Source organism: Halovenus halobia (genome assembly GCF_051414135.1).
GTDB classification, from domain to species: Archaea; Halobacteriota; Halobacteria; order Halobacteriales; family Haloarculaceae; genus Halovenus; species Halovenus halobia.
Genome location: NZ_JBLKOA010000001.1, coordinates 284,804 through 310,558, shown reverse-complemented (window position 1 = coordinate 310,558; position 25,755 = coordinate 284,804). Strand labels below are relative to the sequence as shown.

The following is a 25,755-nucleotide window of genomic DNA, read 5'->3' as shown; positions in this document are numbered from 1 at the left end:
ACACCCCGACAACGCTTTGTGGGACTGCCGTGAACGACGTGCATGGGCGTTCGAGAGCGTGATGGGCTAGCGCGGCGCGGTGCAGTGGCCGGAGCGGCCGCGTACACGCTGGGCTTCGGAGTTGTCGTTGTCGCGGGCCTGACTGGCCTGCTTCCCGAGGCAGGATTATGGACGCGGGTTGACGGCCCCGGTTACCTGCTCGTCCATCAGGCAAGTCACCTCCCTGTCTGGCAATTTCGACCGCAGTGGGCGTTCGTTCCAGTTACGCTGTGTCTCGCCGCACTACTCGTTGGAACCGGGTTCGCCGTGACTACCGAAACAGAAAAGCAAAGCGCTGGGTTTCAGGCAGGACAGGCGGTCGTTATCGGCTACTTTCCGCTAACGCTGGCCGCAACTGTACTCCTGCTCGCGACGAACGGTGCAGTCACGGCGATTCGGATGATTCCCGTGCTGTTGCTCGTCGGACTGGTTGTTCCTGCACTCCTAGGCGGGCTTGGCGGCGAACTCGCGGTGCGGTACCGCTAGAGCTCGCCAGCCTCGGCCATCTCGCGCAGGTTGTCGACGCGCTCGTGAATCTCTGCGAGGTCACCGCTCTCGCGCTTGTTGTCGACGTGGGAGTACATCAGTCCCATCCGGTGATTGCTCCGCAGGTCGTCCTCGTTGCGGGCGAGGAAGTCCCAGTATAGCGCGTTGAACGGGCAGGCGCGCTCGCCGGTGTCCTTGGTTTTGTAGTAGTGACAGTCCCCGCAATAGTCGCTCATCCGGTCGACGTAACTCCCCGAGGAGACGTACGGTTTTGTCGCGAAGACGCCGCTGCCGTACTGCCCCATCTCGATAACATTCGGCGTCGTGACCCAGTGGTAGGCGTCGACGTATGTGGCGTGAAACCAGTCGTTCAACTGCTCCGGTTCGACGCCCCACAGCGTCGCAAAGTTCGCGAGTACCATCAGCCGCTGGATGTGATGGGCGTAGCCGCGTTCGTGGACGTCCTCGACAGTCTCGGCGAGGCAGTTCATCTGTGTCTCGCCAGACCAGTAGAGCTCAGGAAGGTCCGCGCTGGCACCGAGTTGGTTCGCCGTCGACAGTTCAGGCATCGCGTGGCGGTAAACGTGGCGCATGAACTCCCGCCAGCCAAGCAGTTGTCGCAGGACTCCCTCGGCAGAGTTCAGCGGAATATCCTCGCGGGACTCGTACGCAGATTCGATGGCCTCGATTGCCTCCCACGGATGGATGAGACCAAGATTGAGACTCGGGCTGAGCAGCGCGTGGGCCATCGCCCAGTCGTCGGTTCGCATGGCGTCCTGATATGGGCCGAACTCGGGAAGCCGGCGCTCACAGAACTGCGAAAGGACAGCGAGTGCTTGCTCGCGGGTCGTCGGCCAGACAAACTCCTCGCTGGAGCCCCACGTATCGAACTCGTCGCTGACCCACTCGCTGACTTCCTCGACAGTGTCGGCGTGGTCAATCTCGAAGCGGTCTGGCGAGCGCCACTCCGGCGGCGGAAACTCCTGATTCTCGTCGTCGTAGTTCCACTCGCCGCCGACTGGGCCGTCGTCGTCCATCAGGACGCCAGATTCGCGGCGCATCCACCGGTAGAAGTTCTCGTGGCGGAAGGAGTCGGTGTCGCCGTTGGCCCACTCGTCGAAGGCCCGGCGCGTGCTGACGAACAGTTCGTTGTCGACAACTTCGAGGTCACCGCCAATCTCACCGACGAGTTCGGCCATCCGCGGGCCGCTACGGTAACTCGGCGAGCGCATCGCGACCAGCGTGTCCTCTGGGTGGCGCTCGAAATAGGTTTCCAGCCCATCGCCGAAGCTGTCGGCGCTGATGTAGGCGACCTCGTAGCCTTGCTCGCGGAGTTCGTCGCGGAACTGCCGCATCGCAGCGAAGACGAGCGTGAGTTTATCGTGATGGTAGGGCTTTCGGCGGGCAAAATCGTGAGCTTCGATCATGCAGACGCGACTGCCTTCGGGTGCGCGGGCGAGTGGGCCAACGTCAGGATGTAACTGCGTGCCGAGGACCCACGGGACTCGGTTTCCGCCCATCTCGTAGTCGGGGGCAGAGCCAACGACAGGTTCGGTCATCGACGGTAAGTTGGACTACGTGACTGTAAATTCTCGTGCATGAGGGGGAGTTGGATGTAGGAGAGTTGGCTGTGTGACTGCAAACAACCAGAAAGCCCCCGCCTGTTCGAGTCGGGGGACTCGCTGCGGTCCTGTGGGTCCTTGCCTCGTCCAACTTCCTCGAACAGGCGGCCCCTTTCAGTCCCACTCTGTTGCTTGTGTCACGGGCCACCGCGGATGGGATTGAAAGGGGCGGCGCTCTCGGCGAACCCCGACGACGTAAGCACGCGACTGTAAAGAGCGCGCGCAGCGAGTCGCGGGAGTCGAGAGCGCCGGGGCTTTCTGGTTGTCTGCGGTCACAAAGGAATTCATTCCAACAGACAATCCAACTCATAGCCAGCGACACACACAAACCACAAGCCGTCGAACCACTAGTATGGACGACGCCGGAATCTACGCTCGCGAATCAGCCTTTTTGGACCGATACATCCAACTCGGTATCGCACAGGGACGAGTTCTCACCGTCGAGTTTCCACACACCCCCGATGACGATGCGAAATCGGAGCACGAACTGCTCGACCGAATCGAGGCGTACCTGCAGGGCGAGGAAGACGACTTCGAGGATGTGACCGTCGCGCTGACGATGGCGACCGACCAGCGCGATGTGCTGGAGAAGGTTCGAGAGATACCCTACGGCGACAGCGGCACCGTCCGGCAGGTGGCACTGATGGTGCCCGGCCGTAGCGACGGCGACGAGGACGACCTCACCGCGATTCAGGACGCACTCGCGGCGAATCCAGCACCGATTTTCATTCCGACCCATCGTGTCACAGATGGCCCCAGTGGAGTGCCGTCTGACGTTGCCTCGAACCTCCGTGCGCTAGAAGGAATCTGACCGCTATAGCCGGAGTTACAACAGTTCTCGGCCTGCAACACGTGCCGCCCGCTGGCCACTTTCCACCGCACCCTGAATCGAGGACCACTCTGTGAACTCGCCAGCCAAGTAGACCGGTCCGTCGGGCGCGTCGACATCGGGCAGACCCTCAGTGAAGCCGGGCGGTTGCTCGAACTGCGCGAACGGAATCCGATGGGTTTCGAGCAGTTCCAGCCCGGCGAAGTTGCGCGTGGGATACCACGACGCCAGCGTGTCGCGGACCTCCTCGGCAAGTTCCTCGTCACTCTCGTCGGGCGTGCCAAGGAAGGTGGCGCTCAGCAGTTGCTGGCCGTCGGGCGCGTACTCCGGCGCGACTGCCGACAGCGGCGCAATCTGGTTGGGGCGGTCGTCTACAGTGTTGAGAATCAGTCGGCCGTCGGTCCCCAGCGCCTGGGCTTCTGGCAGCGAGAAGTACTGCGTGACACAGCCCGCGCCGTCGGTCGGAATCTGGCAGTCCGTCAGGTCTTCGGCGGCCTTCGGGTCCGTGGCAACAACTGCTCCGTCGGCAGTGACTGTCTCGTCACCAACCACACACTCGACGCCGTCTGCGTCCTGGCTCAGCGAGTCGACTGACCGGCCAGTTTCGATGGTCGCACCGGCGTCGCGGGCAAACGCTGCGAGCTGTTCGGGAATCGCCTGCATCCCATCTTTCGGGACGACAATCTTGCCAGTCGAGAGCATCTTGAACGTGTACTCGAAGACGAGTCGAGAAGTCGATAGCGAGCGGTCGAGCGTAATACCGCCGTAGAAGGGCGCTGCAAAGCGGTCGCGAAACCGCTCAGAAAAGCCCAGTTCGACCAGTGCCTCGTCGATGCTCTCGTAATCGGCTGCGAGAATGTCCGCAATCGGCTTGCGACTCATTGCAAATCGGAGTCGCAGTGTGCGGAGTTTGTCGCCGAGAGTCACGTCGCGGTTGAGCATCGAAGGGAGCAGTGCCTTCGGGTCGCGAAGTGGGTCGGCAAGTGTCGAGCGCTCGCCGGGTTTGGCGAGAATTGCCCCCGGACGGAACGCCCGCAGGTCGAGTGCGCCGAGGTCGAGTTCGTCCTGCACCGCAGGGTAGGCGGTAAAGAGTACCTGAAAGCCGCGGTCGAACGTGAAGCCGTCGCGGTGCTCGGTGCGAACGCGACCGCCGACAGTCTCGCGCTCCTCGAACACCGTTACGTCGAGTCCGTCGGCCGCGAGATTGCGTGCAGCGACCAGTCCAGCGAGGCCCCCGCCGGCGACAATCACGTCGGTCATACTCAAACAGTAGTCAGCCACCAGTAAAACGGCTACGAGGGAGTGCTCGGGACAGAGCTGCGGTACCAGACAGCGCAGGTTGGCCGTTCGTGAGAACAGACGGCAGGAATTAGTGAACCCAGCCCAACTCCACAGTATGCAATACACAGACGGCTTGGATGGATTTCGGTGTCTGGACTGCGGGACGACATTCGGTGTCGACGGGCCGAACCGCTGCGAGGACTGTCACGGGCCACTGGAGCCAGTTTACGATGAAGCTGTTCTCTCCGAGGCTCACGACCAACTTCTGGCTGGTGAGGAGGCCGACGAACTGACAGCCCTGGCCGCTGTCTTGCCGTTCCCGTCTGGGGCGATTCCAACACTCGACGAGGGTGGCACTCCAACAGTTGAGTGCCCGACGCTCGCAGAGGACTCCGGTCCCGAGACGGTGTATCTCAAGGACGAAGCCCGGAACGCAACCGGTGGAATCACTGACCGAGAGATGGCCGTGGCCGTCGCCGCCGCCGACGCCGAGGGTGCCTCGGACGTTGCACTCCCGACGACGGGCAACGCCGGCCACTCCGCCGCAGCATACGCTGCTCGCGCGGGACTGGACTCGACGAGTTTCGTCCCCTCGCGAGCAACCTTCGAGACGAAAGCGATGATCAACGTCCACGGCGGCGAGATGAACGTCGTTGGCGGCCGGTACGGCGACGCCGCCGACGCCTTCGCCGATGCCAGCGAGGACGAAGACTGGTTCTCGCTCGCACCATTTGACACACCATACCGACACGAGGGAGCCAAAACAGTCGCGTACGAACTCGCTCAGCGCGTCGGTGACCCACCGGACACAGTTATCCACCCGACCGCCCACGGAACAGGACTGCTCGGACTCTATCGCGGGTTTCGGGAGTTGGCCGCAACCGGCGCTGTCGAAGACCTGCCACGGCTGTACGCCGCACAACCAGAGGGTTGTGCTCCAATTGTCGACGCCTTCGACGCGGGTGAGTCGGAGACGACGCCGGTCGAACATCCAGATACCATCGTTGGTTCGCTGGAAATCCCCGACCCGGACGGCGGTGAATACGTCCTCGACGCACTCACCGAGACAGACGGCGGCGCGGTGGCCGTCGATGATAAAGACCTGCTCGAAGCGGGCACAACACTCGCAAGTGAGGGTGTCCCCATCAGCGCGACCGGCGCGACAGCCGTGGCCGCGCTCGAGGCACTCACAGCAGCGGGAGCCCTCGACGACGAGTCAGTTGTGCTAGTTAATCCTGCAACGGCCAACCGTGAGGCAGACGTGCTCCGCAGTCACCTCATGAGCAAGGGCATCTGAGGACTCGCCGCTCAGTGTGTGTCTGTCGGCACGTAGATGTACGTCGCGTCGGCGTCACAGACCAGCGTTCCTGTCGGAAGGGCAAGCAGACGAGAGAGCTGTTCGATGTCCGCGACAGAACCCGACGTATTGAGCACGAGCACCGTCACGCCGACGTAGCCCAGAGAATTCGATGGGGCGAGCAGAAACAGCAGACCGACCAGTGTCAAGGTCACCACCGGAGCAGCCGTGATCCACACACTTTCTTCTCTCGTGTGTATCTGCCCCGGCGCGGCGGTGTAGAGCCCACCGCTGGCGAAACCGTACTCCACCTCGTAGCCGAAATACCGGTAGACGAGTCCATGAATTCCTTCGTGACAGAGGGCAGTGAAAACGAGTCCAAACAACACCATGGCCCAGAACGGAGCCTGGATGATCCCCGCGTCTGTCCCCGTGTCGAGCACCGCGAACAGAACAATCGACCCAAGTAGCGCCCCAGTCGTGAGTACGAGGCTGCCGAGCAGAAGCACGAGCATCGACTGTCCCAGTGGTCGGGGGCTGCTGTAGCCCGGCGGCGGAGCTGGAATCCAGACTTCACCCTCACTGCTCGGGGACTCTGTCGTCATCAACGGCTGAATGCCCGACCGAAGAAGGCGAAAATCTTGTGTTTTCAGTTCAGGGTAACGGACGCCGAGTGTTCACCGACCGCCCTTGCGGCGACGATGGACAATACCCTGCATGTCCGCGGCCGTCTCCGCGAACTCACGGAGTTTGTCGCTGGTTTCGCCCTCGCCAAGCACCATCGGTTGGCCGTCGTCACCACCCTCACGGATGGCAGGGTCGAGTGGAATCTCACCGAGGAAGGGCAGTTGCACCTCGTCGGCGAGCGTTTGCCCGCCACCGCTTCCGAAGATGTCGTGTTGGCCGCCACAGTCCGGGCAGTGGAATGTGGACATATTCTCGACGATACCCAGCACTGGTGTCTCGTGTTCGCCGAACATCTCCAGCCCTTTGCGGGCGTCGTCCAGCGCCACGTCCTGCGGTGTCGTGACGATGACCGCTCCCGACACGGGAACGCTCTGGAGCATCGTCAATTGCGTGTCACCGGTCCCCGGCGGCAGGTCGACGACCATGTAATCGAGATAACCCCAGTCGACATCCTCCCACAGTTGCGTGAGGACCTTGTGGACCATCGGACCACGCCAGATAACCGGGTCGTCCTCGCCGAGCAAGAAATCCATACTCATCAGTTTCATTCCGTACTGCTCCGGGGGAATGATCTGTTCGTCCTCTGTGGCGGAGGGGCGCTCGTCGGTGTCGACCATCCGCGGGACGTTCGGGCCGTAGACGTCAGCGTCGAATAATCCCACGCGTGCTCCCATGTCCGCGAGGCCGGCCGCGAGGTTCACCGCGACAGTACTCTTGCCGACGCCACCTTTGCCGGAGGCCACAGCGATAATATTCTGGACGTGTGGGAGAATTTCGTCCTCGGGGTCGAGTCCCCGGTCGACCGACGCCGACAGTTCGAGGTCGTACTCGACACCCGCCAAGGCGTCGCGCACGTCGTCTGCGATGGCGGTTTCGCTCGGTGAAAAGGGAGCGCCGAGGGTAAGATCGAGGTAGATAACCTCCTCGTCGTGGTCGATGTCGATGCCGTTGACGAGACCCAGCGAGACGATGTCGTCGCCGAGGTCGGAGTCCTCGACGGCCGAGAGGCGGTCGCGGATGTCCTCCTCCGTGGGAGGGGCTGCTGTCATAGTTATTTGTAGGCTATGGACGAGAGAAAAGGGTTGTGTCCGACGGATTCCGCTACCGGCTACTTACCGCCGACTTTGTTCCTGCAGTCGTTTCACGAATGTCTCGAACTGCATCGCTATCATCGTCTTGCCCTGATACTTCTCCAGTTGCTCGGGGTCAGTTATCGTCGCCGTCACGACATTCGCTTGTTCGTCGACAGTCGTGTTCAACAGGTCCCACCAGCCAGTGGTGTCATTCCGGACCGCGACACGCAGTTTGGATTCGTTTTCGGGAGTGATCTGGCTCTGGTCGTAGTGGATGCGAATTTCCGCGCGCTCGACCGTATCTAACAGGAAATAGTACCTGGCGATGCTCCCGACCCGCACGGAATTCAGCAGATCGTTCCGGTAGATCGGATTCTCCGAGAGTTGCGGGCCAACGGTCGCAGGTGGGTCGAGTTCTTGTTTCTCGGCGCTCACCTCCAACTCGGCCAGCCCACTCTCCCCTTCGACACTGTAGTTGCGCGTCACCACGTCCCCGGGACCGGGTTGTCTGGCGAAGGCCTTCGCGTCGGCCAGCCAGTCTGGGTCCTCGACGCTGGTCTGACCCACGTCAGTGTACCGAACTGTCTCGCGAAACTGTCTCATTTCCCCCTCGCGGCTGATGGTAACTGCTGCTGTCTCGTTGATGACGTACCCCGAGGGTGCGACAACGACGACACTCCGATAGCGCTCGACACTGGTGGTGCTCAGGTTCTCGCGGTACGCTTTCGGTGCAGCGGCGAGGTCGTCTGCCACGTACACCGTTGCCTTCACGCCGTTTGTCGTCCGAGTTCCACGACGTTCGTAGCGGTCAGCCGCGGAGGCAAGTGGCGTCGACAGCGTCACAGCCTGCTCGGGGTCGAGCGGGTCGGTCTGTTCAGGCGGAACGAACCCACGGCCCCCGCTTCCGAAGCGCTCGTAGACCGTTCCGTTCGCCGTTTGGAATGCTTCCGATGGGTCCCCGCCGAGTGGCTCTGTCGTCTTGTAGGCCCGACCCGACTCGAAGTCGATTTGCCACCGCGTCGTCTGGTCGGCCGCCGTCGTCTCGGAACTAATCTCGAACGTTCGCGTCACCGTGACGTTGCTGGCGGTCCGGAGATACTCGGCGTGTGTCTCCGAGACGTTCGCCAGTTGCGTGCGTCTCTCATCGTCACCCATCGACTCGTTGTCGCTCGGCCCATCGTCGCCGAACCCCGATAACCCGCTACACCCTGCGAGGGCGACGAGTACACAACAAAGCACTACGGCGGCCAGCGTTTGGTTCCGTGGAAGATTCCATCGCACGCTCATGTATCGCCCCTCGGTGGCGCATCGCCTATAAATGTTGGTTGAATACCACACGACAACGCAGGGATAGTGTGTGGGCCGCTCCCGCGCCGGAAGGGGAATCGTGGTGTTTAAATAGGCCGCCATCAGAATACAGGATAGAATCGTGTAGGGGTGTCCGACCCCGAGTCCGCGTCAGCGGGCGAAAATAGACCCGAACTGCAGCTACACGTGTCGTGGTAGCCAAGCGGCCCAAGGCGCATGGTTGCTAACCATGTGGCGTACTGCCTCCGGGGTTCGAATCCCCGCCACGACGTGTACTACCCACCATCCATGAGTGCAGAAGAACCCACAGACGCGGAGGAAGAAGACGAGGACATTCGTTACTTCGTCCGCATCGGTCAGGCCGACCTCGACGGCACCAAGTCAGTCGAGCGGTCGCTGACCGAACTCGACGGTATCGGTCGGCGTTCAGCGCGTATTATCGCCGACAAATCAGGTATCGACCGCCGCGCAACCTTCGGTGCGCTCGAAGACGACGAAATCGAGGAGATCAAAAGCCTCGTCGAAGGTTTCGCAGAAGAAGTCCCCGAGTGGCTTGCAAACCACCGCAACGACTTCTTCAGCGGCGAAACAACCCACGAAATCGGCAACGACCTCCAGCTATCCCAACGGCAGGACATCAACCGCATGAAGATGATCGACTCCTACAAAGGAGTTCGACACAAACGCGGCCAGAAGGTCCGCGGCCAGCGGACGAAGTCCACCGGTCGTACCGAGGGGACCATCGGGGTCAACGTCGAAGCGATCAAAGAGGAGGCCGCCGAGGAAGCGGCTGGCGAGGAGGACGAGTAAGATGGCACTTGGACAGAACACGAAGTTCTACGAGACGCCGAATCATCCCTACCAGGGCGAGCGGATCTCCGAGGAGATGGGCCTGTCGGGGAAGTACGGCCTGAAGAACAAAGAAGAACTCTGGAAAGCCCAGTCGGAACTGCGACTGTTCCGCCGTGAGGCCCGTCGTCTGATTGGCGAGGCCGGCGGTGACGCCGACGCTGCAGGCGTCGAAGGCGAAGAGTTCCTGACCCGACTGAAACGCATCGGCGTGCTCGGTGACGAGGACGGACTGAACGACGTGCTGGCGCTGGACGTGACGGATATCCTCGAACGACGACTCCAGACGGTCGTCTACCGAAAGGGCTACGCGAACACGCCAGAACAGGCGCGACAGTTCATCTCCCACGGCCACATCACGGTCGACGGGAGTCAGGTCAGCATCCCCTCCTACAAGGTCGAGACCAGCGAGGAGGGCACCGTCGAGTTCGACGAGAACTCGCCGCTGACAGACGAACTCCACCCAGAACGAGCGGAGGAACAATAAATGGCTGAAGAAGACAAATGGGGCATCGCCCACGTGCACGCATCGTTCAATAATACGATCATTACGATCACCGACCAGACCGGCGCTGAGACCATCGCGAAATCCAGCGGCGGGACGGTCGTCAAACAGAACCGTGACGAGGCCTCGCCGTACGCGGCGATGCAGATGGCCGAAACGGTCGCCGAGGACGTACAGGCACAGGGAATCGAAGGAGTTCACGTCCGCGTCCGTGGTCCTGGTGGCAACCAGCAGACCAACCCCGGACCAGGTGCACAGGCGACGATTCGTGCACTCGCCCGAGCCGGCCTCGAGATTGGCCGTATCGAAGACGTGACCCCGATTCCACACGACGGAACACGCGGGCCGAAAAACGCTGGGTTCTAACATATGGAGGATTACGAGGTCCAGTTCGTCGACCGATCGGAGCGCGAAGCGCGCTTTGTCGTCCGGCCGATTACGCCGGCGTTTGCCAACGGCATTCGCCGGGCGATGATCGCTGACGTCCCAACCTTCAGCATCGACACCGTCCGGTTCATCGAGAACTCGAGCGTGATGTTCGACGAGCAGATCGGACTCCGACTGGGACTCGTGCCGCTGACGACCTCACCTGGGGAGTTTCAGATGGGTGAGGAAGTCACCCTCTCGCTCGATGTCGAGGGGCCGGAGACGGCCTATTCGGGCGACCTCGAGTCCAGCGACGGGATGGTCGGTCCCGCGGACGACAAGATTCCGATTATCGACCTGAAAGAGGACCAGCGCCTCGAACTTGAGGCCGACGCCGTTCTGGACGTTGGCAAGGAACACGCCAAACACCAGGGTGGTGTTGCGGTCTCGTACCGCCACCTCCAGCAGGTCGAAGTCGTCGGCGACGCCGGCGAGTTCGATGACGAAGAGCCACACGTCCTGCGTGGCGTCATCGAAGAACAGGCTGCTGAGGACGCCGTCGAGACCGGCGGCTTCGAACCCGAGAACGGTCAACTGGTCCCGACGGAAGCGTTCGACAACGACCTGACCAACCGGTATCCTGGCAAGGAACTGGAAGTGACGGATGTCGATGGCGCGTTCGTCTTCGATGTCGAGACGGATGGCTCGTTCAGCGTCGACGAACTCGTCGTCGAGGCAGTTGGAACCATCGAGGACCGCGCGGCAGAACTCAAAGAGTCAGTGCAACTATGACAGGGCACACCTCCCAGACCCGGTTTTCCGTGTCGCTGGAGAGCGGCGACACCGGCCGAACCGAAAGCGGTTTGGGGGGACGCCCACCAACTACAGACGCGTGCAGGGATAGCCAAGTCTGGCCAACGGCGCAGCGTTCAGGGCGCTGTCCCGTAGGGGTCCGCAGGTTCAAATCCTGCTCCCTGCATTTTTCAGGAGGTAGGTCATGAGTAAGACGAACCCGAGACTAAACAGTCTCATCGCCGATCTGAAGTCGGCTGCCCGAAACTCCGAGGGCGACGTCTGGAGTGACGTCGCCGATCGGCTGGAGAAACCCCGGCGCACCCACGCCGAAGTCAACCTGGGCCGCATCGAGCGGTACGCACAGGATGGCGAGACAGTCGTGGTGCCCGGGAAGGTTCTCGGCAGCGGTGTCCTGCAGAAAGAGGTCACCGTCGCCGCCGTGGACTTTTCGGGAACAGCAGAGACGAAGATCGACCAGGTTGGCGATACCATGAAACTCGAAACGGCACTCGAACAACACGAAGATGGATCGAACGTCCGGGTGATCCGATGAGCGTCAGCGCAATCGAGGCCGACCTCGTCGTGGATGCACGCGATTGCATCCTCGGCCGCGTCGCCTCACACGTTGCTGAGCGCGCACTCGACGGCGAGAGCATCGCCGTCGTCAACGCCGAGCGAGCGGTGATCACCGGTCGAGAAGAGCAGATTCTCGAAAAATTCGAGAAGCGGCGAGACATTGGTTCGGACCGCGGGCCAGCCTATCCCAAACAGCCCGACCGCATCTTCAAGCGGTCGATTCGCGGGATGGTTCCGCACAAGAAGCCACGCGGAGTAGAGGCACTCGGAAACGTTCGCGTCTACCTCGGTAATCCGTACGACGAGGACGGAGAGATTCTCGACGGCACCTCGCTGGACCGACTCTCGAACATCAAATTCGTCTCCCTCGGGGAGATCAGCGATTATCTCGGAGCAAACGTCACATGGTAACGAACACATCAGGCAAAAAGAAGACGGCAATCGCGCGGGCGACGATCCGCGACGGCTCGGGGAAGGTGCGAATCGACTCCAAGCCCGTCGAACTCGTCGACCCAGAGATGGCACAGCTGAAAATCCTGGAGCCGTTCCGCATCACCGATGGTGACCTCCGTGCAGACATCGATATCGATGTCAGCATCGAGGGTGGTGGCGTAATGGGGCAGGCTGACGCCGCCCGAACAGCCATCGCGCGAGGACTGGTCCAGCACACGAACGACGCAGAACTGCGAGACGCCTACATGGAGTTCGACCGGTCGCTGCTGGTCAACGACGTTCGCCAGAGCGAGGCCAAAAAGTGGGGCGGTCCGGGAGCCCGGGCGCGCTACCAGAAATCCTATCGGTGATCATCTATGATGGTACCAGTCCGGTGTTTCACGTGCGGTAACGTTGTCGCCGAACAGTGGGAAGAGTTCAAACATCGGACCCGTGAGGCCGACGAGCCAGAAGACCCGGCCAAGGTACTCGATGAACTCGGCGTCGAGCGGCACTGCTGTCGGCGCATGCTCGTCTCGCACAAAGACCTCGTCGATATCGTCGCTCCGTATCAATAATGCCACGGACAGACAATCGCTACGAACGGGCGCGAATCATCGGTGCGCGAGCACTGCAGGTAGCCTACGGTGCGCCAGTGTTGATCGACACCGAGCAGACCGAGCCAATCCTGATCGCGGCCGAGGAGTACGACTCCGACGTACTCCCGTTCACTGTGCGGCGAGGTGACGGGTCGTGACGCTGATCACCGAGGTCGGGTTGCGACGCGTACTCGACTCTCGGGGCAATCCCACCGTCGAAGCCGACGTGTACACCGACGACGGCGGGTTCGGTCGCGCAAAGGCACCGTCCGGTGCGAGTACTGGCGAACACGAGGCGGTCGAGCTTCCAGTGAGTGAGGCCATCGCCAGCGCTCGCGAACAGGCCGTCCCGCGGCTCGTCGGTGAAGTGTATGCCGGCGACCAGCGCTCGGTCGACGCAGCGCTGCACGCCGCCGACGGGACCGACGATTTCTCGGAAATCGGCGCCAACAGCGCAGTGGCGATTTCGATGGCTGCGGCGAAGGCCGCCGCAGATGTGCTTGGTGCACCACTCTTTCAGCACCTCGGTGGCACCTTCCGGGGCGACGAGTTGCCAACACCGCTTGGCAACGTCGTGGGCGGCGGTGAACACGCAGCAGACGCAACGGACATTCAGGAGTTTCTCGTTGCGCCGGTCGGCGCGCCATCGGCCGAGGACGCAGTGTTCGCAAACGCGGCTGCACACGCCGCCGTGGCGGACATTCTCGACGAGCGCGGACACGCCTGCGGCAAGGGTGACGAGGGTGCATGGGCACCGTCAATCACCGACGAAGCGGCCTTCGAGGTCGTCGAGCAGGCTGTCGACGCCGTCGAAGACGAAGTTGGCTTCGAGATGCGTTTCGGACTCGACGTTGCCGCCGCAGAGATGTACGACGCCGAAGCAGGGGTCTACGAGTACAGCGACGGCGACCGGAGCCGCGCGGAACAGATCGACTACATTGCGGGGCTCATCAACGAGTACAATCTCGTCTACGTGGAGGACCCACTGGACGAGGAAGACTTCGAGGGCTTCGCAACACTCACCGACCGCATCAGCACGGACACGCTGGTCTGTGGTGACGACCTGTTCGTCACGAACGCTGCCCGACTACAGGAGGGTATCGAGCAGGGTGCGGCAAACAGCATCCTGATCAAACCCAACCAGATCGGCACGCTTTCGGACACTGTCGACGCCATCGAGTTGGCGACCGAGAATGGCTACGACGCAGTCGTCTCCCACCGCAGCGGCGAGACGGAGGATACGACAATCGCACACCTGGCCACGGCGACGGGTGCCCCGTTCATCAAGACAGGGGCAGTCGGTGGCGAGCGAACAGCAAAACTGAACGAACTAATCAGAATCGAACACAACGCATGAGCGGAAACGATAACGAAGGTCTCGACGCAACCGAGTCGGATGTCGACCCTGCCGACGATGCGGTCACAGCCGACGAGGACGCCGAGACAGCCGAGCACGAACAGCCCGCTGAGGTCGAGGAGGCCGAGGCAGAAACAGACGGTCCCGAACTCGACGAGGACGTCATGTCCGACGAGGAGGCCGACCTGCTGATCCCTGTCGAGGATTACCTCGGCGCTGGTGTTCACATCGGAACCCAGCAGAACACCAACGACATGCAGCGGTTCATCCACCGCGTCCGCACGGACGGCCTGTACGTGCTGGACGTGTCGATGACCGACAGCCGCATTCGAACGGCGGCAGACTTCCTCGCCAACTACGAACCGGAGCAGATTCTCGTCGCATCGTCGCGACAGTACGGTCGCTTCCCCGCAGAGAAGTTCGCCGACGCTGTCGGCGCACGCGCTCGAACCGGCCGATTCATTCCGGGCACGCTGACGAACCCACAGTACGAGGGCTACATTGAACCGGATGTCATCGTCGTCACTGACCCTATTGGTGACTCGCAGGCTGTCAAAGAAGCCATCACTGTTGGCATTCCCGTCATCGCAATGTGCGACTCCAACAACACGACCAGCAACGTCGACCTGGTCGTCCCGACAAACAACAAGGGTCGAAGAGCGCTGTCGGTCGTCTACTGGCTGCTGGCCAACGAGACGCTCGACCGCCGCGGTGCCGAGCCAACCTACGGCCTCGACGACTTCGAGAGCGACATCTAACGCCGAGTTACTTTCTGATTATCATCACAACTATCCCCACTAACCACAGGTTTCAGACGCGATACGACCGGGATCTCTCGGTATCTGTTTTGATATTCGCAGGAATAAGTTAAGTACGACGCACAGAAATTTGTTGGCGATGGAAGACCGGCACACGGGGGGCAAAACTGCAACCGCCTATGTGCCGCTGGAGACGATTCTCGAGAGTATCCCCGACCCAGTGTTGCTTCTCGACGAGAGCCACCAGATAACGGCGGTCAACGACGCAGCCGGGGAGCTGTTCGATTGCCGACCCAACGCGCTTGTCGGGACGCAGTGGGCGGAGTGCTGTCCGGCGACCGACCGCGAGGCGTTTCTCGGACTGCTCGAAACGACGACCGATGGACGCCTCGACCGGTTCGAGGACGGCGCACCGATCAGAATCGAGACGCTGGCAGGCGAACGGCGGCCAGTAGAAATTACCGTCGAGCGAATTTACGATGGCGGCGACTCCTTTCTGTTCTGTCAGTGCCGAGAGATTACCGAACAGATCGAGCGCGAACAGACGCTCCGGGCGACGATTGCCCGACTGGAGGCACTCTTCGAGGCCTCACCGGTTCCGATGATGTTGCTCGACGCCGACGGAACCATCGAGCGCTGGAACCGCGCGGCGTCCACGACGTTTGGCTGGGAGAGCGCAACCGTGACCGACGAGCAGTATCCACTGTTCACCGACGCTGAGACACGAGAGACGTTCATGGAGCGAGTGCTCGACGGCGAGCGTATCGTCGGGTTAGAGACGACCCATCAGGGACGAGATGGCTCACTCGTCGAGGTAGAGCTGTATGCCCACCCGCTCACCGAGGGCGGTGAGGTGAGTTCGATAATTGTCTCCGCGATCGACGTCACCGAACTGAAACAGCGAGAACAGCACCTCGGCGTTCTCCACCGAATTATGCGGCACACGCTGCGGAACAAACTGAACGTCATCTACGCGGTGGGCGAGGAAGTAGTCGACGACGAGGCGAGTGACCAGCCAGATTTCTCGGGCCGACTGATCGACGCAACCGAGGAACTGATCCAACTCAGCGACCAGGCCGAGCGGATCAACAGCGACCTTCGTCGCGTCGAATCACCTGCACCGGTCGCACTCGACGCGCTCCTTGCCAGCGTTGACGAACGAGTTGGGGAACAACACGACGGAGCGTCAGTCCAACTAACTGACGACATTCCGCCCGTGCCGGTACCAGATATCGCGCGACGAATCGTCGAACAGCTCGTCGACCACGCCGTTGAGAACGCTGACAGCGAAACACCTGTCGTCGAGGTTGACGTTGCGGTCGAACGCCGGATTGTCATCTCCGTCACCAGCGAGCGTGAGGAACTAACTGAGGGCGAACGTGGATTCCTCCAGCGGGACGAATCCGCAGCACTGCTGCACGGCAGTCGGATGAATCTCGCGCACGCCGAAATTCTGGCGAGCGAACTTGGCGGCCAACTGGCGGCAGCAGAGCAGAACGGCCAGACCACAGTCAACGTCGAACTGCCTCGGCTGGGTCCAGAACTGAACTGAGTCTATCCTTGCCCGTTGATCGGCGGACGTGTTCCAAGAGTTACCTTGACAGTCCTGGGCGCGCCGTCGCGGATAACCTCAATATCGATGGTATCGCCGGGTGTGGTTTCCAGGGCCAGATATGCTGACAATCGCTCCCGGTTCTGAATCGTCCAATCGCCCATCCGGACGATAAGGTCACCGCCGACGCCCACCTCTCGCCCGCGGATCGTGGTCGTTGTCTGTGACCCCCGCAAGCTCCCGTTACTTGGCCCACTCGGAAGGACCTGATTCACGTAGACACCGAACGTGTAATCGCCGAAGTCGTTGGCCTCGATGACAGCCGGCGAGACGTCCGACAGGCCGATGCCCAGATAGGAGTGGTCGTAGCTGCCTGTCTCGATGAGGGCTGGAATCACTCGCTCAGTCAACGCCGCCGAGATGGCAAAGCCAACGTTGTCACCCTGCGTCGCGTTGACGACGCCGACGACCACGCCATCCAGCGTAATCAGCGGCCCGCCGCTGTTGCCGGGGTTGACCGCAGCGTCTGTCTGAATGCCGTCTGGCGTCGAGAACGGACTGTTTGGAATGGCGATGGTCCGGTTCCGTCCGCTGATGATTCCCGTCGTGAACGACCCAGAGAGTCCAAATGGATTACCCAGTGCTGCGACCTGCGTGCCGACCGGGTAGGACTGTTCAGCAAGGTCGAGCGCTGTCGCCGAGTCGGGGAGCGTGCTCGCTTCCAGTACGGCGAGGTCGCTGTGGACATCCGAGCCGACGAGGTCAGCTTCCAGCCAGCCAGACTCGCGAAACCGCAGGAAATAGTCGGTTGCACCACGAACGACGTGGTTGTTCGTGACGAGATAGGAGTCGTCGTAAACCCAGGCTGTGCCGCCGGAGACCCCGTCAGTGCTTGCTGCCTGGACGGCCGCCACGGAGTCGATAGTCTCCTGATACACTTCACCGAGCCGTGAGTTTGCGGGGAACTCTTCGCTTGTTTCGGGGGCGGCCGGGTCCTCGGGAAAGCCCGTCCTCTCCTCGACAGGACTGGCCTGTGGTGGATTTAACGTACAGCCAGCCAGCAGCGAGGAGAGGGCGAACCCGGACGCCGTCAGAAACGCACGTCGTGAGTGCCGCTTGTCGGACATACCTATCGTTGGGTCGGGACGAAAATAAAGGCCCGGTGGACGTGTGAGACCACCGAACGGGAACAGCACAGGTTCGCCGGTTGGCCCACGTATAAGTGTCTCGTAGGCGATATACCACATGCAATGGAACTCACTTGGTACGGTCACTCGACATGGGGCGTCGAACTCGGGGAAACATCGTTGCTCATCGACCCATTTTTCGACAATCCGAAGACTGACACCTCGCCGTCGGACCTCGACCCAGACCACGTCCTCCTGACTCACGGCCACGCCGACCACATCGCACACGTCGGCGAGTTCGGGGACGCCACGGTGGCGACAACGCCGGAATTGGCCGGCTACGTCGTCGACGAGTACGGGATCGACGAGGACAACACCGTCGGCTTCAACATGGGCGGCACCATCGAACTCGGCGACGCGTTCGTGACGATGGTCCGGGCCGACCACACGAACGGCCTCGACACCGGCTACGAGAACAGCGGTGGAATGCCTGCCGGGTTCGTCATCTCAGATACGAACCCGACGAAAGTCGCCGACGAACAGTCAGAGACGTTCTACCACGCTGGCGATACCGCGCTGATGTCCGAGATGAAAGATGTCATTGGCTCCTATCTCGAACCCGACGTGGCGGCACTGCCTGCGGGAGACCACTTCACGATGGGGCCGCTGCAGGCCGGCATCGCTGCCGACTGGGTCGATGTCGAGTACGCGCTGCCGATGCACTACGACTCGTTCCCGCCAATCGAAATCGACACCGACGACTTTGTCCGAGCGGTCAACGGCAACGCGCCGGGGACCGAAGCGGTCGTGCTCGACGGCGACGAAAGCTTCGAGTACTGAACACTCGCCTCGATACATACTGTTTTCAGCGAGGCCGTCGTAGTAGGTGACATGCCAGACATCGAAGTAACCAGCATTAGCGAAGAAGGATACGCAACGACCAATCTCATCGGCGAGTGGGAACTCGGTATCGACGCGACGGAAGAGCAGGGCCCGAGCCCGAACCAGTCGCTTGCGGCGACGTACGCGTCCTGTTTCATTCCGGCCTTCCGCGTCGGCGCGAACAAAGAAGGACTCGACGACCTCGGACAGATCGAAGTCGACGTCGGAGCTGACCTGGACGAAGACGACGACCTCGAGTACGTCTCCTTCGACATCCACGTCGAAGGCCTCCTTGGCGACTCCGTGAACGATGTCGTCCAGCGAGCGGAAGAGATCTGTCACGTCCACGCGGCGCTACGAGAGGAACTCCACGCCGACATCAGCGTCGAAGACGAAGTCGACTTCTGAGTCAGTCGGAACCCATTTTAGCGGTTTGCCCCAACAGCCAGTATGAGCAATGGGTGGCGAGACAAACTAGCCGGTGCCCGAATGCGCGTCGACCAGGAGTTCAACCAGCGAGTGCTCGACTCGCAGTTCTCGAACCAGGAGTGGGGACTGATTATGACCGCTATCGAGTTCGACATCGAGAGTCCCGACGACCCCGAGCAGGCAGAGATGGTCGCAAACACGGAGAATCTCGAACAGATTATGCCCGAACTGGACAACATCCCACAGGGGATGGCCCGACCCGACGGCAGCCACGACGATAGCGGCGGTGTGGTCGACTCCCTGAAGAGCGTGCTCGGGTTCGATGACTCTGACTCCAACGGCGCAAGCGTCGACAAGGACGAACTCGCGGCCGCGACAGCACTGGTCGAGGAGTACGCGAGCGAACTCCAGCAGTCCCTCGAAGAGGAGGGCCGATGGAAGTCTGTCTGTGCGGCGGCCGCCGACGCCTGAGCGGAGCGATAGACCCAAACCGGAGTGTCGAGTACGGCCAGGCATGGACAATTTCGGCGCTGACGCGGCGGGGGAAACGGTGACGTACGAGCCGATTGGGGTGAAAGACCTGCTGAGCGCGATGAAAGACAGCTCGGAGCTGATTGTTGATCTGGCGTACTCCGCGCTGTTGTACAACAACGAGAACCTCGCTGAGGAGGTGCTCGAACTCGAACGAGAGATGGACCTCCTGCAGTTGCAGGCTCGCATGAACACACTGATGGCCGCGCGCAATCCCGACGACGCCCGCCAACTCGCGCCGGTGCTGGGGATTATCGGCGCTGGCGAGAAAATTAGCGACGCTGCCGGCGACATTGCGGGAATCGTGCTCGGTGAGGAGCCACTCCCGGGTGCGATTCAGACGGCGCTCCCAGAGGCAATCGAAGTGCTCGAACAGGCCACGATGGCCGAGGAGTCAGCGTATGCCGGACGAACGCTGGGTGAAATCGACCTCGAAACCGAAACCGGCGTGCGCGTCATCGGAATCAGGGCTGATGGCGGCTGGAATCTCGACCCCGACTGGGACTCACAGCTCTCTGTCGGCGACAGTCTCCTGCTCCGGGGCAGCGAGTCGGGTGTTGCGACGGTCTACGAGCACGTCACCGGGACGGCCTACGAGCCACCCGAGACGGTAGAGACGGACCTGGCAGACCTCGAACGCGCTGTCGATACCATCGTGCTGATGAAAAACGTCAGCGAACTCGCTGTCGACCTCGCGTACGCGAGCGTGCTGTTCGACGACGAGGAACTGGCTGAGGAGGTTAACTCCTTAGAAGTCGAGGTCGATGGCCTTCACTCCCGCCTCGAAGCGTGGGCGTTACGGGCCGCACAGGACGTCGAGGACCCGGTTGCGCTGCGTGGCCTGCTCAGGCTGGCAAACAGCAGCGAGACGATCAGCGACGCTGCGCTGGAGATTACCGAAGGCATTCTCCGCGATATCGACACCCATCCGGTTATCGCTCAGTCAGTCAAGGAAAGCGACGTGGCAGTCCGTCGGGCAGAGATTGGCGCTGAGAGCCCACTTGCGGACCGAACTGTTGACAGTATCCGCGACGAGACGCCGGGTGTTTCGATCATCGCAATCCACGACGCCGACGGCGAGTGGGTGTTCTATCCCGAGGCCGAGCAGTCAGTCGATAGCGGTGATGTGTTGCTCGTCCGTGGCACGTGGAACGCCACCGAGCGTCTCTTGGAGGCGACCTAACTGAGCACGAACCCCGCGACGCCGATGAAAATGAGCATCCCGAACACGTCGACGACGTTCGTGACGATTGGGATGGTCGTGTCGTCAGGGTCGATTCCGAACCGATAGGAGAGGTACGTGGCGAGGAAGCTAAATACGATAGCGATAACAGCCACGGAGAGGCCGCTGGTGAGCGAGATGAGCAACAGCGTCGGCAACCCCAGTTTCGAGCCGATGACGAACCCAAGCAGGTAGGCACCGAACGCGAGCGCGGTGAAAATCGAGACGGCAAGCGCGAGGATGGCAACCACGTTGGCCCACAGCACCCGGTCACGGGGGTCGAGTGTCGTCGTCCCGAGGTGAAATCGTGTGGAGAGTCGCGAACTCAGCGTCGCACCGAGATTGCCGCCCGTCCCGACCATCGTTGGGACCATGATCGCGAGGATACCGTACTCCTCGAGCAGCGACTGCGCGCTTTCGAGTGTGATGCCCGCCCAGAGGACGATGACCGAAAGCACCGCCAGCATCGGGAACATCGTCCGGACGATACGCGACCACTGCCACGTGCCGAGTGAACTGCCACTCCCGACCATCAGAGCACCACCCCGACAAGCCAGACCGAGAACAGCAGAAAGACCATCCCGAAGATATCGCCCAGTGTCGTCACAATTGGGCCGACCAGATTATCGGGGTTGTAGCCGCGTTTGAAGCCTGCAAAGATGAGCACGAGCATCCCGACAATCATCAGCAGGGAGGTGAGTACACCTGCGACGAACATGATTGCAACCAGTTGAACGAGCATCGCCGGCTCCCAGTTTGGCAAGATCGTTAATACGAGCCACGTGAGCACGCCGATAACAACTGAGATTCCGATGCCGTTGACCAGCGAGGCGAGCGCAGCATTAGCGAGGCGCTCGTCGTACTGGAGTTCTGGCTCGATTAGTCCCTGGTGGAGTCCACTCGCGATACGGCCGCCAAGCGCGCCGTAGACGTTACCCCGCGTTGCCAGAAACACCGGAACCATCACCAGCAGACCAGGATACTTCGCAACACTTTCGAGAAGCCCTTCGAGAACGAGGCCGGCGAAGAGGCCGCCCCCGAGAGAGATGACGAGAATGGGAAACGTCTCGCGGTAGATTGTCGCCGCTTCCCCACGAACGTCCATGCCTCTGCCATCGGTGAGTGTTCGGTTAAAGCTGGCGGGCTGGACCGCGGATGTTTTTACCCGGGCACGCTCATACAAACGGTATGTCCCAAACCGATCTCGGAGCCTTCCAGCAAGGCGACGAGGACGGCGACCGCCCCGACGCCGAGGCCCGCGCCATTGCCGGCTCGAGCGGCGCGACCAACGCCGCCCAGGTCGATACGACCGAACAGCTCTTCGCACCCGTCGAAGAGACGGTCGAAATGGCCGTCATGCAGGTCGATTACACCGTCGAAGGGTACGGCGACGAGGAGTACCCCATCATCCACGTCTTCGGCCGCACCGCGGAGGAAGAACTCGTCCACGCCAAGGTCTTCGAGTTCAAGCCGTACTTCTACGCACCATCGGACAGCGTCACTGAGAGCCGACTGCAAGAGTACGAGCGAATCACCGACTGGCAGGAGGCCGGCGACGACGGCGGCTACGAGTCGATTCGCGGGGAGCAACTGACCAAAATCTTCGGCCAGACGCCGCGAGACGTGGGCCAGATGCGCGACGACTTCGACCACTACGAGGCCGACATTCTCTTTCCGAACCGGTTTTTGATTGATAAAGATATCACCAGCGGGATCGAGATTCCTGCCCGCGACGTCGAGGGCGAGACGCCAAACGACGCCCGGACAGTACGTGTCCACCACGATGAGGTTGACCCGGTCGATGTCGACGCCCGGCCGCGAGTCAACACCTTCGACATCGAGGTAGACGACCGCTCGGGCTTTCCGGAGGACGGCGAAGAGCCGATCATCTGTATCGCAAGCCACGACTCCTACGACGATGAGTACATTCTCTGGCTGTACGAGCCACCGACGGGCGAACAGGCACCGGCCGACCTCGACGGCTACGACCCAATCGACGTGGCCGACGGCGCGACCCGCACGCTCGATTACGACATCCGGAGTTTCCAGCAGGAGGAAGCGATGCTCGAAGCCTTCCTCGACTATTTCGAGCAAACTGAACCCGACCTTGCGACGGGCTGGAACTTCACGGATTTCGACGCACCCTATCTGTTAGACCGGCTGGAAGTCCTCGAAGACAACACTGACCACAACCTTGATATGAACCGCCTGTCGCGGGTGAACGAGGTCTGGCGAAGCGACTGGCAAGGCCCCGACGTGAAGGGGCGGGTGATGTTCGACCTGCTGTATGCGTACCAGCGGACGAAATTCACCGAACTCGACTCCTATCGTCTCGAAGACGTTGGGCAGCGCGAACTTGGTATCGGGAAAGAGCGGTATCCGGGCGACATCGGCGACCTCTGGGAGGACAACCCCGAGCGCCTGCTAGAGTACAACCTCCGGGACGTGGAGCTGTGTGTCGAACTCGACCGTGACCAGGATATCATCGCCTTCTGGAACGAGGTCCGACAGTTTGTCGGCTGTAAGATCGAAGACGCGACAACACCCGGCGACGCGGTGGACATGTACGTCCTCCACAAACTCCACAACCAGTTCGCGCTCCCATCAAAAGGCCAACAAGAGTCTGAGGATTATGAAGGTGGAGCGGTTTTCGACCCGATTTCGGGCGTTCGAGAAAATGTCAGCGTACTAGACTTAAAGAGCCTCTATCCGATGTGCATGGTAACAATTAACGCATCGCCAGAGACGAAGGTTGACCCCGAGGAGTACGACGGCGAGACATTCCGGGCACCGAACGGCACCCGGTTCCGGAAGGAACCAGACGGCGCGATTCGGGAGATGGTCGACGAACTGCTCGAAGAGCGAGAACAGAAGAAATCGCTGCGAAACGAGCACGACCCCGAAGAGCAAGAATACGACCAGTACGACCGCCAGCAGGCGGCTGTCAAGGTTATTATGAACTGCTTCACTCCGGATACGGAGGTTCTGACGCCCGATGGCGTTCGAGGGATTCGGGAATTAACGGTCGGCGACGAGGTGTACTCGCTCGACCCGGAGACGATGGAGATGGAGGTCAAGCCAGTCACTGAGACGCACGAATACCCGGACTACCGGGGGGAACTGGTCGACATCCAGACGAGCAAGATTGATTTCAGTGTCACGCCGAACCACCGGATGCTCGTCAAGAAAAACGATAGAAACGGTATTACTGAGGAGGGATGGAAATTCGCCGAAGCGGGAGAGTTATACGATTACTGCCACTATGAAATGCCTCACGACTGGAACTTTTCGCACTCTGGGAGTCTCGGCGACGAGATTGATCTCGGCGAATTAGCACGGAAACACACTGAGACTCCGCTGATAGTGGCTGATGGCGGCGCGAAAATCGGAGCACAGTATGGAGAGCCAAATGTTGCTCGACAAATTGGTGCCGATCAGTTCTTAGAACTACTGGCTTGGTATATTACCGAAGGAAATGTGTATCGCGCGGACACCGGGAACCATCGTATAAAAATAGCACAAGAGAATGAGACGCAAAGAGAAGAGATTCGTGATACCGTAGAACAAATAGTAGACTACTGTTATACTTCAGAGCGACACGTACAATGCTCCAGTCGTGTCCTTGGAGACCTGCTGCGAGAGTTGTGTGGCAGCGGAAGCGAGAACAAGCGGATTCCAGAACTCGTCTTTGAATCGTCACAGGAGCAAAAAGAACAGTTCCTTCAGGTGCTGATTGATGGCGACGGAGACCGACAAGAAAATTCCTGGCGATATAGCACCAAGAGTAGGCAACTTAGAGATGACGTACTGCGACTGTGCACGCATCTGGGACTGACAGTATCGTACGGGTCTAACAGCGGTGTTTGGCGCATCTACTGTGCAGAAAATGGAAAAAATTCGTTCCGAATGCACCGAGACGGATCGGAAAGTACTGCCGAGGACGGAGTCTACTGTGTCACTGTAGCCGATAATAACACTTTGCTCGCTGGTAGAAATGGCAAATTCCAGAACGTTTCGAACTCGCTCTACGGCGTTCTTGGATGGGACCGGTTCCGCCTGTACGACAAAGAGATGGGCGCAGCCGTGACCGCCACCGGTCGTGATGTCATCGAGTATACCGACGAAGTTGTCCAAAACGAAGGGTACGAGGTGGTGTACGGGGATACCGATTCTGTCATGTTAGAATTTGGACAAGTTGGCCCAGACGATGTCGAGGGTGGTGTAGAGGTCACCGACGAAATGCGGGCGAAACATCCCAAGATGGACGAAGAAGAACTGCAGACAATTGCAGCGACCGTCGAGAAAGGGTTCGAGCTCGAAGCCGTAATTAACAGTTCCTACGACGAATTTGCCCTTGAAGAACTGAACGCACAGGAGCACCGCTTCGAGATCGAGTTCGAGAAACTCTACAGACGGTTCTTCCAGGCGGGCAAAAAGAAACGCTACGCCGGTCACATCGTCTGGAAGGAGGGCAAAGATGTCGACGATATCGATATCACGGGCTTCGAGCACCAGCGGTCAGATATCGCGCCAATTACGAAGGAGGTCCAGAAGGAGGTTATCGACCGAATCGTCACCGGCGAGGATATTGAGTCCATCAAATCCTACGTGACAGAGATAATCGAAGGATTCCAGACCGGCGAGGTCAGTCCCGAAGAGATCGGCATTCCCGGCGGCATCGGCAAGCGATTAGACAACTACGACACCGACACCGCACAGGTCCGGGGAGCCAAGTACGCGAACCTTCTTCTGGGGACGAACTTTAACCGTGGCTCGAAACCCAAGCGCGTCTATCTCGACCGCGTCCACGCTGACTTCTTCGAACGAATCGAGGAGGAAGAGGGTATCAACGTCAACGACGACCCGCTGTACGGAGAGTTCAAACGCAACCCCGACGTCATCTGCTTCGAGTATGCTGACCAGTTGCCCGAGGAGTTCGAGATTGACTGGGAGAAGATGCTCGACAAGACACTCAAGGGGCCAATTGAGCGTATCCTCGAAGCACTGGGCGTCTCCTGGGAGGAAGTCAAATCCGGCCAGGAGCAGAAGGGACTCGGCGATTATATGTAGAACTACCGGCTACTTCGTTCGATAGCCACAGTGTTGTTGCAAACAGCAGGTTTTTTACTGCCCGATTTTGCCATAAACAGTAC

28 protein-coding genes and 2 tRNA genes are annotated in these 25,755 nt (G+C 60.6%); 22 read left to right on the top strand and 8 right to left on the bottom strand.

The window, feature by feature from the left end:
* The first annotated feature begins 42 nt into the window (after positions 1–42).
* Entirely contained in the window at positions 43–525 is a 483-nt protein-coding gene (locus ACMGFM_RS01675) for a DUF7978 family protein (protein ID WP_436900575.1), read from the top strand.
* On the opposite strand, the gene ACMGFM_RS01670 is transcribed toward ACMGFM_RS01675, so the two are convergent.
* Positions 522–2,084 (bottom strand): cryptochrome/photolyase family protein, encoded by a 1,563-nt coding sequence (locus ACMGFM_RS01670; protein WP_436900574.1) that lies wholly within the window; start codon positions 2,082–2,084, stop codon positions 522–524. The two genes, ACMGFM_RS01675 and ACMGFM_RS01670, sit on opposite strands and share 4 nt — an antisense overlap.
* A gap of 415 nt (positions 2,085–2,499) precedes the next feature.
* Here ACMGFM_RS01670 and ACMGFM_RS01665 point away from each other — a divergent pair, with 415 nt between their 5' ends.
* A complete protein-coding gene (locus ACMGFM_RS01665) occupies positions 2,500–2,958 on the top strand; it encodes an MGMT family protein (RefSeq protein ID WP_436900573.1) in 459 nt (152 codons plus the stop codon).
* A gap of 15 nt (positions 2,959–2,973) precedes the next feature.
* Here the strand turns inward: ACMGFM_RS01665 and ACMGFM_RS01660 are convergent, their stop codons facing one another.
* Positions 2,974–4,236, bottom strand: a complete 1,263-nt coding sequence (locus ACMGFM_RS01660; protein WP_436900572.1) for an NAD(P)/FAD-dependent oxidoreductase — start codon at positions 4,234–4,236, stop codon at positions 2,974–2,976.
* 136 nt (positions 4,237–4,372) lie between these two features.
* Here ACMGFM_RS01660 and ACMGFM_RS01655 point away from each other — a divergent pair, with 136 nt between their 5' ends.
* Complete coding sequence (locus ACMGFM_RS01655) at positions 4,373–5,554, top strand: threonine synthase (protein WP_436900571.1); 1,182 nt, start codon at positions 4,373–4,375, stop codon at positions 5,552–5,554.
* Between the two features lie 11 nt (positions 5,555–5,565).
* Here ACMGFM_RS01655 and ACMGFM_RS01650 read toward each other — a convergent pair whose 3' ends face one another.
* The 3 genes from ACMGFM_RS01650 to ACMGFM_RS01640 all read right to left on the bottom strand — a co-directional run bounded on the left by ACMGFM_RS01650 (position 5,566) and on the right by ACMGFM_RS01640 (position 8,601).
* The gene (locus ACMGFM_RS01650; RefSeq protein ID WP_436900570.1) at positions 5,566–6,159 is read right to left on the bottom strand and encodes a DUF3267 domain-containing protein; all 594 of its coding nucleotides are present in this window, start codon (positions 6,157–6,159) and stop codon (positions 5,566–5,568) included.
* A 72-nt stretch (positions 6,160–6,231) separates the two neighbouring features.
* Entirely contained in the window at positions 6,232–7,290 is a 1,059-nt protein-coding gene (locus ACMGFM_RS01645; protein WP_436900568.1) for an Mrp/NBP35 family ATP-binding protein, read from the bottom strand.
* Between the two features lie 63 nt (positions 7,291–7,353).
* Complete coding sequence (locus tag ACMGFM_RS01640) at positions 7,354–8,601, bottom strand: DUF7537 family lipoprotein (RefSeq protein WP_436900567.1); 1,248 nt, start codon at positions 8,599–8,601, stop codon at positions 7,354–7,356.
* A gap of 209 nt (positions 8,602–8,810) precedes the next feature.
* Here ACMGFM_RS01640 and ACMGFM_RS01635 point away from each other — a divergent pair.
* The 14 genes from ACMGFM_RS01635 (at position 8,811) to ACMGFM_RS01570 (ending at position 16,411) form a co-directional block, all read left to right on the top strand.
* Positions 8,811–8,893 (top strand) — tRNA-Ser (locus ACMGFM_RS01635).
* 17 nt (positions 8,894–8,910) lie between these two features.
* A complete protein-coding gene (locus ACMGFM_RS01630) occupies positions 8,911–9,432 on the top strand; it encodes a 30S ribosomal protein S13 (protein ID WP_436900566.1) in 522 nt (173 codons plus the stop codon).
* Between the two features lies 1 nt (position 9,433).
* Positions 9,434–9,958 (top strand): 30S ribosomal protein S4, encoded by a 525-nt coding sequence (locus ACMGFM_RS01625; protein ID WP_436900565.1) that lies wholly within the window; start codon positions 9,434–9,436, stop codon positions 9,956–9,958.
* Positions 9,959–10,342, top strand: coding sequence for a 30S ribosomal protein S11 (locus ACMGFM_RS01620; protein WP_436900564.1), 384 nt, complete (start codon positions 9,959–9,961; stop codon positions 10,340–10,342).
* A 3-nt stretch (positions 10,343–10,345) separates the two neighbouring features.
* Entirely contained in the window at positions 10,346–11,134 is a 789-nt protein-coding gene (locus ACMGFM_RS01615) for a DNA-directed RNA polymerase subunit D (protein ID WP_436900562.1), read from the top strand.
* A gap of 102 nt (positions 11,135–11,236) precedes the next feature.
* Positions 11,237–11,321, top strand: a tRNA-Leu gene (locus ACMGFM_RS01610).
* Positions 11,322–11,339: 18 nt separating this feature from the next.
* Positions 11,340–11,690 (top strand): 50S ribosomal protein L18e, encoded by a 351-nt coding sequence (locus ACMGFM_RS01605; RefSeq protein WP_299279523.1) that lies wholly within the window; start codon positions 11,340–11,342, stop codon positions 11,688–11,690.
* Complete coding sequence (locus tag ACMGFM_RS01600) at positions 11,687–12,124, top strand: 50S ribosomal protein L13 (RefSeq protein WP_436900561.1); 438 nt, start codon at positions 11,687–11,689, stop codon at positions 12,122–12,124. Before ACMGFM_RS01605 ends, ACMGFM_RS01600 begins: the two co-directional genes overlap by 4 nt.
* A complete protein-coding gene (locus ACMGFM_RS01595) occupies positions 12,118–12,516 on the top strand; it encodes a 30S ribosomal protein S9 (protein WP_299279519.1) in 399 nt (132 codons plus the stop codon). Before ACMGFM_RS01600 ends, ACMGFM_RS01595 begins: the two co-directional genes overlap by 7 nt.
* A 6-nt stretch (positions 12,517–12,522) precedes the next feature.
* The gene (locus ACMGFM_RS01590; RefSeq protein WP_299279517.1) at positions 12,523–12,723 is read left to right on the top strand and encodes a DNA-directed RNA polymerase subunit N; all 201 of its coding nucleotides are present in this window, start codon (positions 12,523–12,525) and stop codon (positions 12,721–12,723) included.
* Entirely contained in the window at positions 12,723–12,902 is a 180-nt protein-coding gene (locus ACMGFM_RS01585) for a DNA-directed RNA polymerase subunit K (protein WP_436900558.1), read from the top strand. The genes ACMGFM_RS01590 and ACMGFM_RS01585 overlap by 1 nt, the downstream gene beginning before the upstream one ends.
* Positions 12,899–14,101, top strand: coding sequence for a phosphopyruvate hydratase (eno, locus tag ACMGFM_RS01580; RefSeq protein ID WP_436900557.1), 1,203 nt, complete (start codon positions 12,899–12,901; stop codon positions 14,099–14,101). The genes ACMGFM_RS01585 and eno overlap by 4 nt, the downstream gene beginning before the upstream one ends.
* Entirely contained in the window at positions 14,098–14,859 is a 762-nt protein-coding gene (gene rpsB / locus ACMGFM_RS01575) for a 30S ribosomal protein S2 (protein ID WP_436900556.1), read from the top strand. The genes eno and rpsB overlap by 4 nt, the downstream gene beginning before the upstream one ends.
* A 139-nt stretch (positions 14,860–14,998) precedes the next feature.
* The gene (locus tag ACMGFM_RS01570; protein ID WP_436900555.1) at positions 14,999–16,411 is read left to right on the top strand and encodes a PAS domain-containing protein; all 1,413 of its coding nucleotides are present in this window, start codon (positions 14,999–15,001) and stop codon (positions 16,409–16,411) included.
* Between the two features lie 2 nt (positions 16,412–16,413).
* Here the strand turns inward: ACMGFM_RS01570 and ACMGFM_RS01565 are convergent, their stop codons facing one another.
* Positions 16,414–17,538, bottom strand: a complete 1,125-nt coding sequence (locus tag ACMGFM_RS01565) for a S1C family serine protease (RefSeq protein ID WP_436900554.1) — start codon at positions 17,536–17,538, stop codon at positions 16,414–16,416.
* 123 nt (positions 17,539–17,661) lie between these two features.
* Here ACMGFM_RS01565 and ACMGFM_RS01560 point away from each other — a divergent pair, with 123 nt between their 5' ends.
* From ACMGFM_RS01560 to ACMGFM_RS01545, 4 genes are read left to right on the top strand one after another with little or no spacing between them, the layout of a single operon-like run.
* Positions 17,662–18,378: a metal-dependent hydrolase gene (locus ACMGFM_RS01560; protein WP_436900553.1), complete on the top strand. Its 717-nt coding sequence runs from the start codon at positions 17,662–17,664 to the stop codon at positions 18,376–18,378.
* Positions 18,379–18,429: 51 nt separating this feature from the next.
* A complete protein-coding gene (locus ACMGFM_RS01555) occupies positions 18,430–18,828 on the top strand; it encodes an OsmC family protein (RefSeq protein ID WP_436900552.1) in 399 nt (132 codons plus the stop codon).
* Positions 18,829–18,870: 42 nt separating this feature from the next.
* A complete protein-coding gene (locus ACMGFM_RS01550) occupies positions 18,871–19,320 on the top strand; it encodes a DUF5799 family protein (RefSeq protein WP_436900551.1) in 450 nt (149 codons plus the stop codon).
* A 43-nt stretch (positions 19,321–19,363) separates the two neighbouring features.
* Positions 19,364–20,563, top strand: a complete 1,200-nt coding sequence (locus tag ACMGFM_RS01545; protein ID WP_436900550.1) for a potassium channel family protein — start codon at positions 19,364–19,366, stop codon at positions 20,561–20,563.
* On the opposite strand, the gene ACMGFM_RS01540 is transcribed toward ACMGFM_RS01545, so the two are convergent.
* Positions 20,560–21,135 carry a magnesium transporter gene (locus tag ACMGFM_RS01540; RefSeq protein WP_436900547.1) on the bottom strand — a complete coding sequence of 192 codons (576 nt, stop codon included), beginning with the start codon at positions 21,133–21,135 and terminating at the stop codon, positions 20,560–20,562. The genes ACMGFM_RS01545 and ACMGFM_RS01540 overlap by 4 nt on opposite strands.
* Positions 21,135–21,707 (bottom strand): magnesium transporter, encoded by a 573-nt coding sequence (locus ACMGFM_RS01535; RefSeq protein WP_436900545.1) that lies wholly within the window; start codon positions 21,705–21,707, stop codon positions 21,135–21,137. The genes ACMGFM_RS01540 and ACMGFM_RS01535 overlap by 1 nt, the downstream gene beginning before the upstream one ends.
* Before the next feature lie 83 nt (positions 21,708–21,790).
* Between ACMGFM_RS01535 and ACMGFM_RS01530 the strand changes: the two genes are divergently transcribed.
* Entirely contained in the window at positions 21,791–25,672 is a 3,882-nt protein-coding gene (locus ACMGFM_RS01530) for a DNA polymerase domain-containing protein (protein WP_436900543.1), read from the top strand.
* Positions 25,673–25,755: the final 83 nt, after the last annotated feature.

Excerpts from the sequence above, each read along its gene's own strand:
- rpsB (WP_436900556.1), top strand. The coding sequence starts at position 14,098 with ATGAGCGGAAACGATAACGAAGGTCTCGACGCAACCGAGTCGGATGTC.
- ACMGFM_RS01640 (WP_436900567.1), bottom strand. The coding sequence starts at position 8,601 with ATGAGCGTGCGATGGAATCTTCCACGGAACCAAACGCTGGCCGCCGTA.
- ACMGFM_RS01550 (WP_436900551.1), top strand. The coding sequence starts at position 18,871 with ATGAGCAATGGGTGGCGAGACAAACTAGCCGGTGCCCGAATGCGCGTC.
- ACMGFM_RS01620 (WP_436900564.1), top strand. The coding sequence starts at position 9,959 with ATGGCTGAAGAAGACAAATGGGGCATCGCCCACGTGCACGCATCGTTC.
- ACMGFM_RS01665 (WP_436900573.1), top strand. The coding sequence starts at position 2,500 with ATGGACGACGCCGGAATCTACGCTCGCGAATCAGCCTTTTTGGACCGA.
- ACMGFM_RS01645 (WP_436900568.1), bottom strand. The coding sequence starts at position 7,290 with ATGACAGCAGCCCCTCCCACGGAGGAGGACATCCGCGACCGCCTCTCG.
- ACMGFM_RS01675 (WP_436900575.1), top strand. The coding sequence starts at position 43 with ATGGGCGTTCGAGAGCGTGATGGGCTAGCGCGGCGCGGTGCAGTGGCC.
- ACMGFM_RS01615 (WP_436900562.1), top strand. The coding sequence starts at position 10,346 with ATGGAGGATTACGAGGTCCAGTTCGTCGACCGATCGGAGCGCGAAGCG.
- ACMGFM_RS01565 (WP_436900554.1), bottom strand. The coding sequence starts at position 17,538 with ATGTCCGACAAGCGGCACTCACGACGTGCGTTTCTGACGGCGTCCGGG.
- ACMGFM_RS01555 (WP_436900552.1), top strand. The coding sequence starts at position 18,430 with ATGCCAGACATCGAAGTAACCAGCATTAGCGAAGAAGGATACGCAACG.
- ACMGFM_RS01605 (WP_299279523.1), top strand. The coding sequence starts at position 11,340 with ATGAGTAAGACGAACCCGAGACTAAACAGTCTCATCGCCGATCTGAAG.
- ACMGFM_RS01590 (WP_299279517.1), top strand. The coding sequence starts at position 12,523 with ATGATGGTACCAGTCCGGTGTTTCACGTGCGGTAACGTTGTCGCCGAA.
- ACMGFM_RS01570 (WP_436900555.1), top strand. The coding sequence starts at position 14,999 with ATGGAAGACCGGCACACGGGGGGCAAAACTGCAACCGCCTATGTGCCG.
- ACMGFM_RS01630 (WP_436900566.1), top strand. The coding sequence starts at position 8,911 with ATGAGTGCAGAAGAACCCACAGACGCGGAGGAAGAAGACGAGGACATT.
- ACMGFM_RS01545 (WP_436900550.1), top strand. The coding sequence starts at position 19,364 with ATGGACAATTTCGGCGCTGACGCGGCGGGGGAAACGGTGACGTACGAG.
- ACMGFM_RS01600 (WP_436900561.1), top strand. The coding sequence starts at position 11,687 with ATGAGCGTCAGCGCAATCGAGGCCGACCTCGTCGTGGATGCACGCGAT.
- ACMGFM_RS01535 (WP_436900545.1), bottom strand. The coding sequence starts at position 21,707 with ATGGACGTTCGTGGGGAAGCGGCGACAATCTACCGCGAGACGTTTCCC.
- ACMGFM_RS01530 (WP_436900543.1), top strand. The coding sequence starts at position 21,791 with ATGTCCCAAACCGATCTCGGAGCCTTCCAGCAAGGCGACGAGGACGGC.
- ACMGFM_RS01625 (WP_436900565.1), top strand. The coding sequence starts at position 9,434 with ATGGCACTTGGACAGAACACGAAGTTCTACGAGACGCCGAATCATCCC.
- ACMGFM_RS01595 (WP_299279519.1), top strand. The coding sequence starts at position 12,118 with ATGGTAACGAACACATCAGGCAAAAAGAAGACGGCAATCGCGCGGGCG.
- ACMGFM_RS01670 (WP_436900574.1), bottom strand. The coding sequence starts at position 2,084 with ATGACCGAACCTGTCGTTGGCTCTGCCCCCGACTACGAGATGGGCGGA.
- ACMGFM_RS01585 (WP_436900558.1), top strand. The coding sequence starts at position 12,723 with ATGCCACGGACAGACAATCGCTACGAACGGGCGCGAATCATCGGTGCG.
- ACMGFM_RS01540 (WP_436900547.1), bottom strand. The coding sequence starts at position 21,135 with ATGGTCGGGAGTGGCAGTTCACTCGGCACGTGGCAGTGGTCGCGTATC.
- ACMGFM_RS01660 (WP_436900572.1), bottom strand. The coding sequence starts at position 4,236 with ATGACCGACGTGATTGTCGCCGGCGGGGGCCTCGCTGGACTGGTCGCT.
- ACMGFM_RS01655 (WP_436900571.1), top strand. The coding sequence starts at position 4,373 with ATGCAATACACAGACGGCTTGGATGGATTTCGGTGTCTGGACTGCGGG.
- ACMGFM_RS01560 (WP_436900553.1), top strand. The coding sequence starts at position 17,662 with ATGGAACTCACTTGGTACGGTCACTCGACATGGGGCGTCGAACTCGGG.
- ACMGFM_RS01650 (WP_436900570.1), bottom strand. The coding sequence starts at position 6,159 with ATGACGACAGAGTCCCCGAGCAGTGAGGGTGAAGTCTGGATTCCAGCT.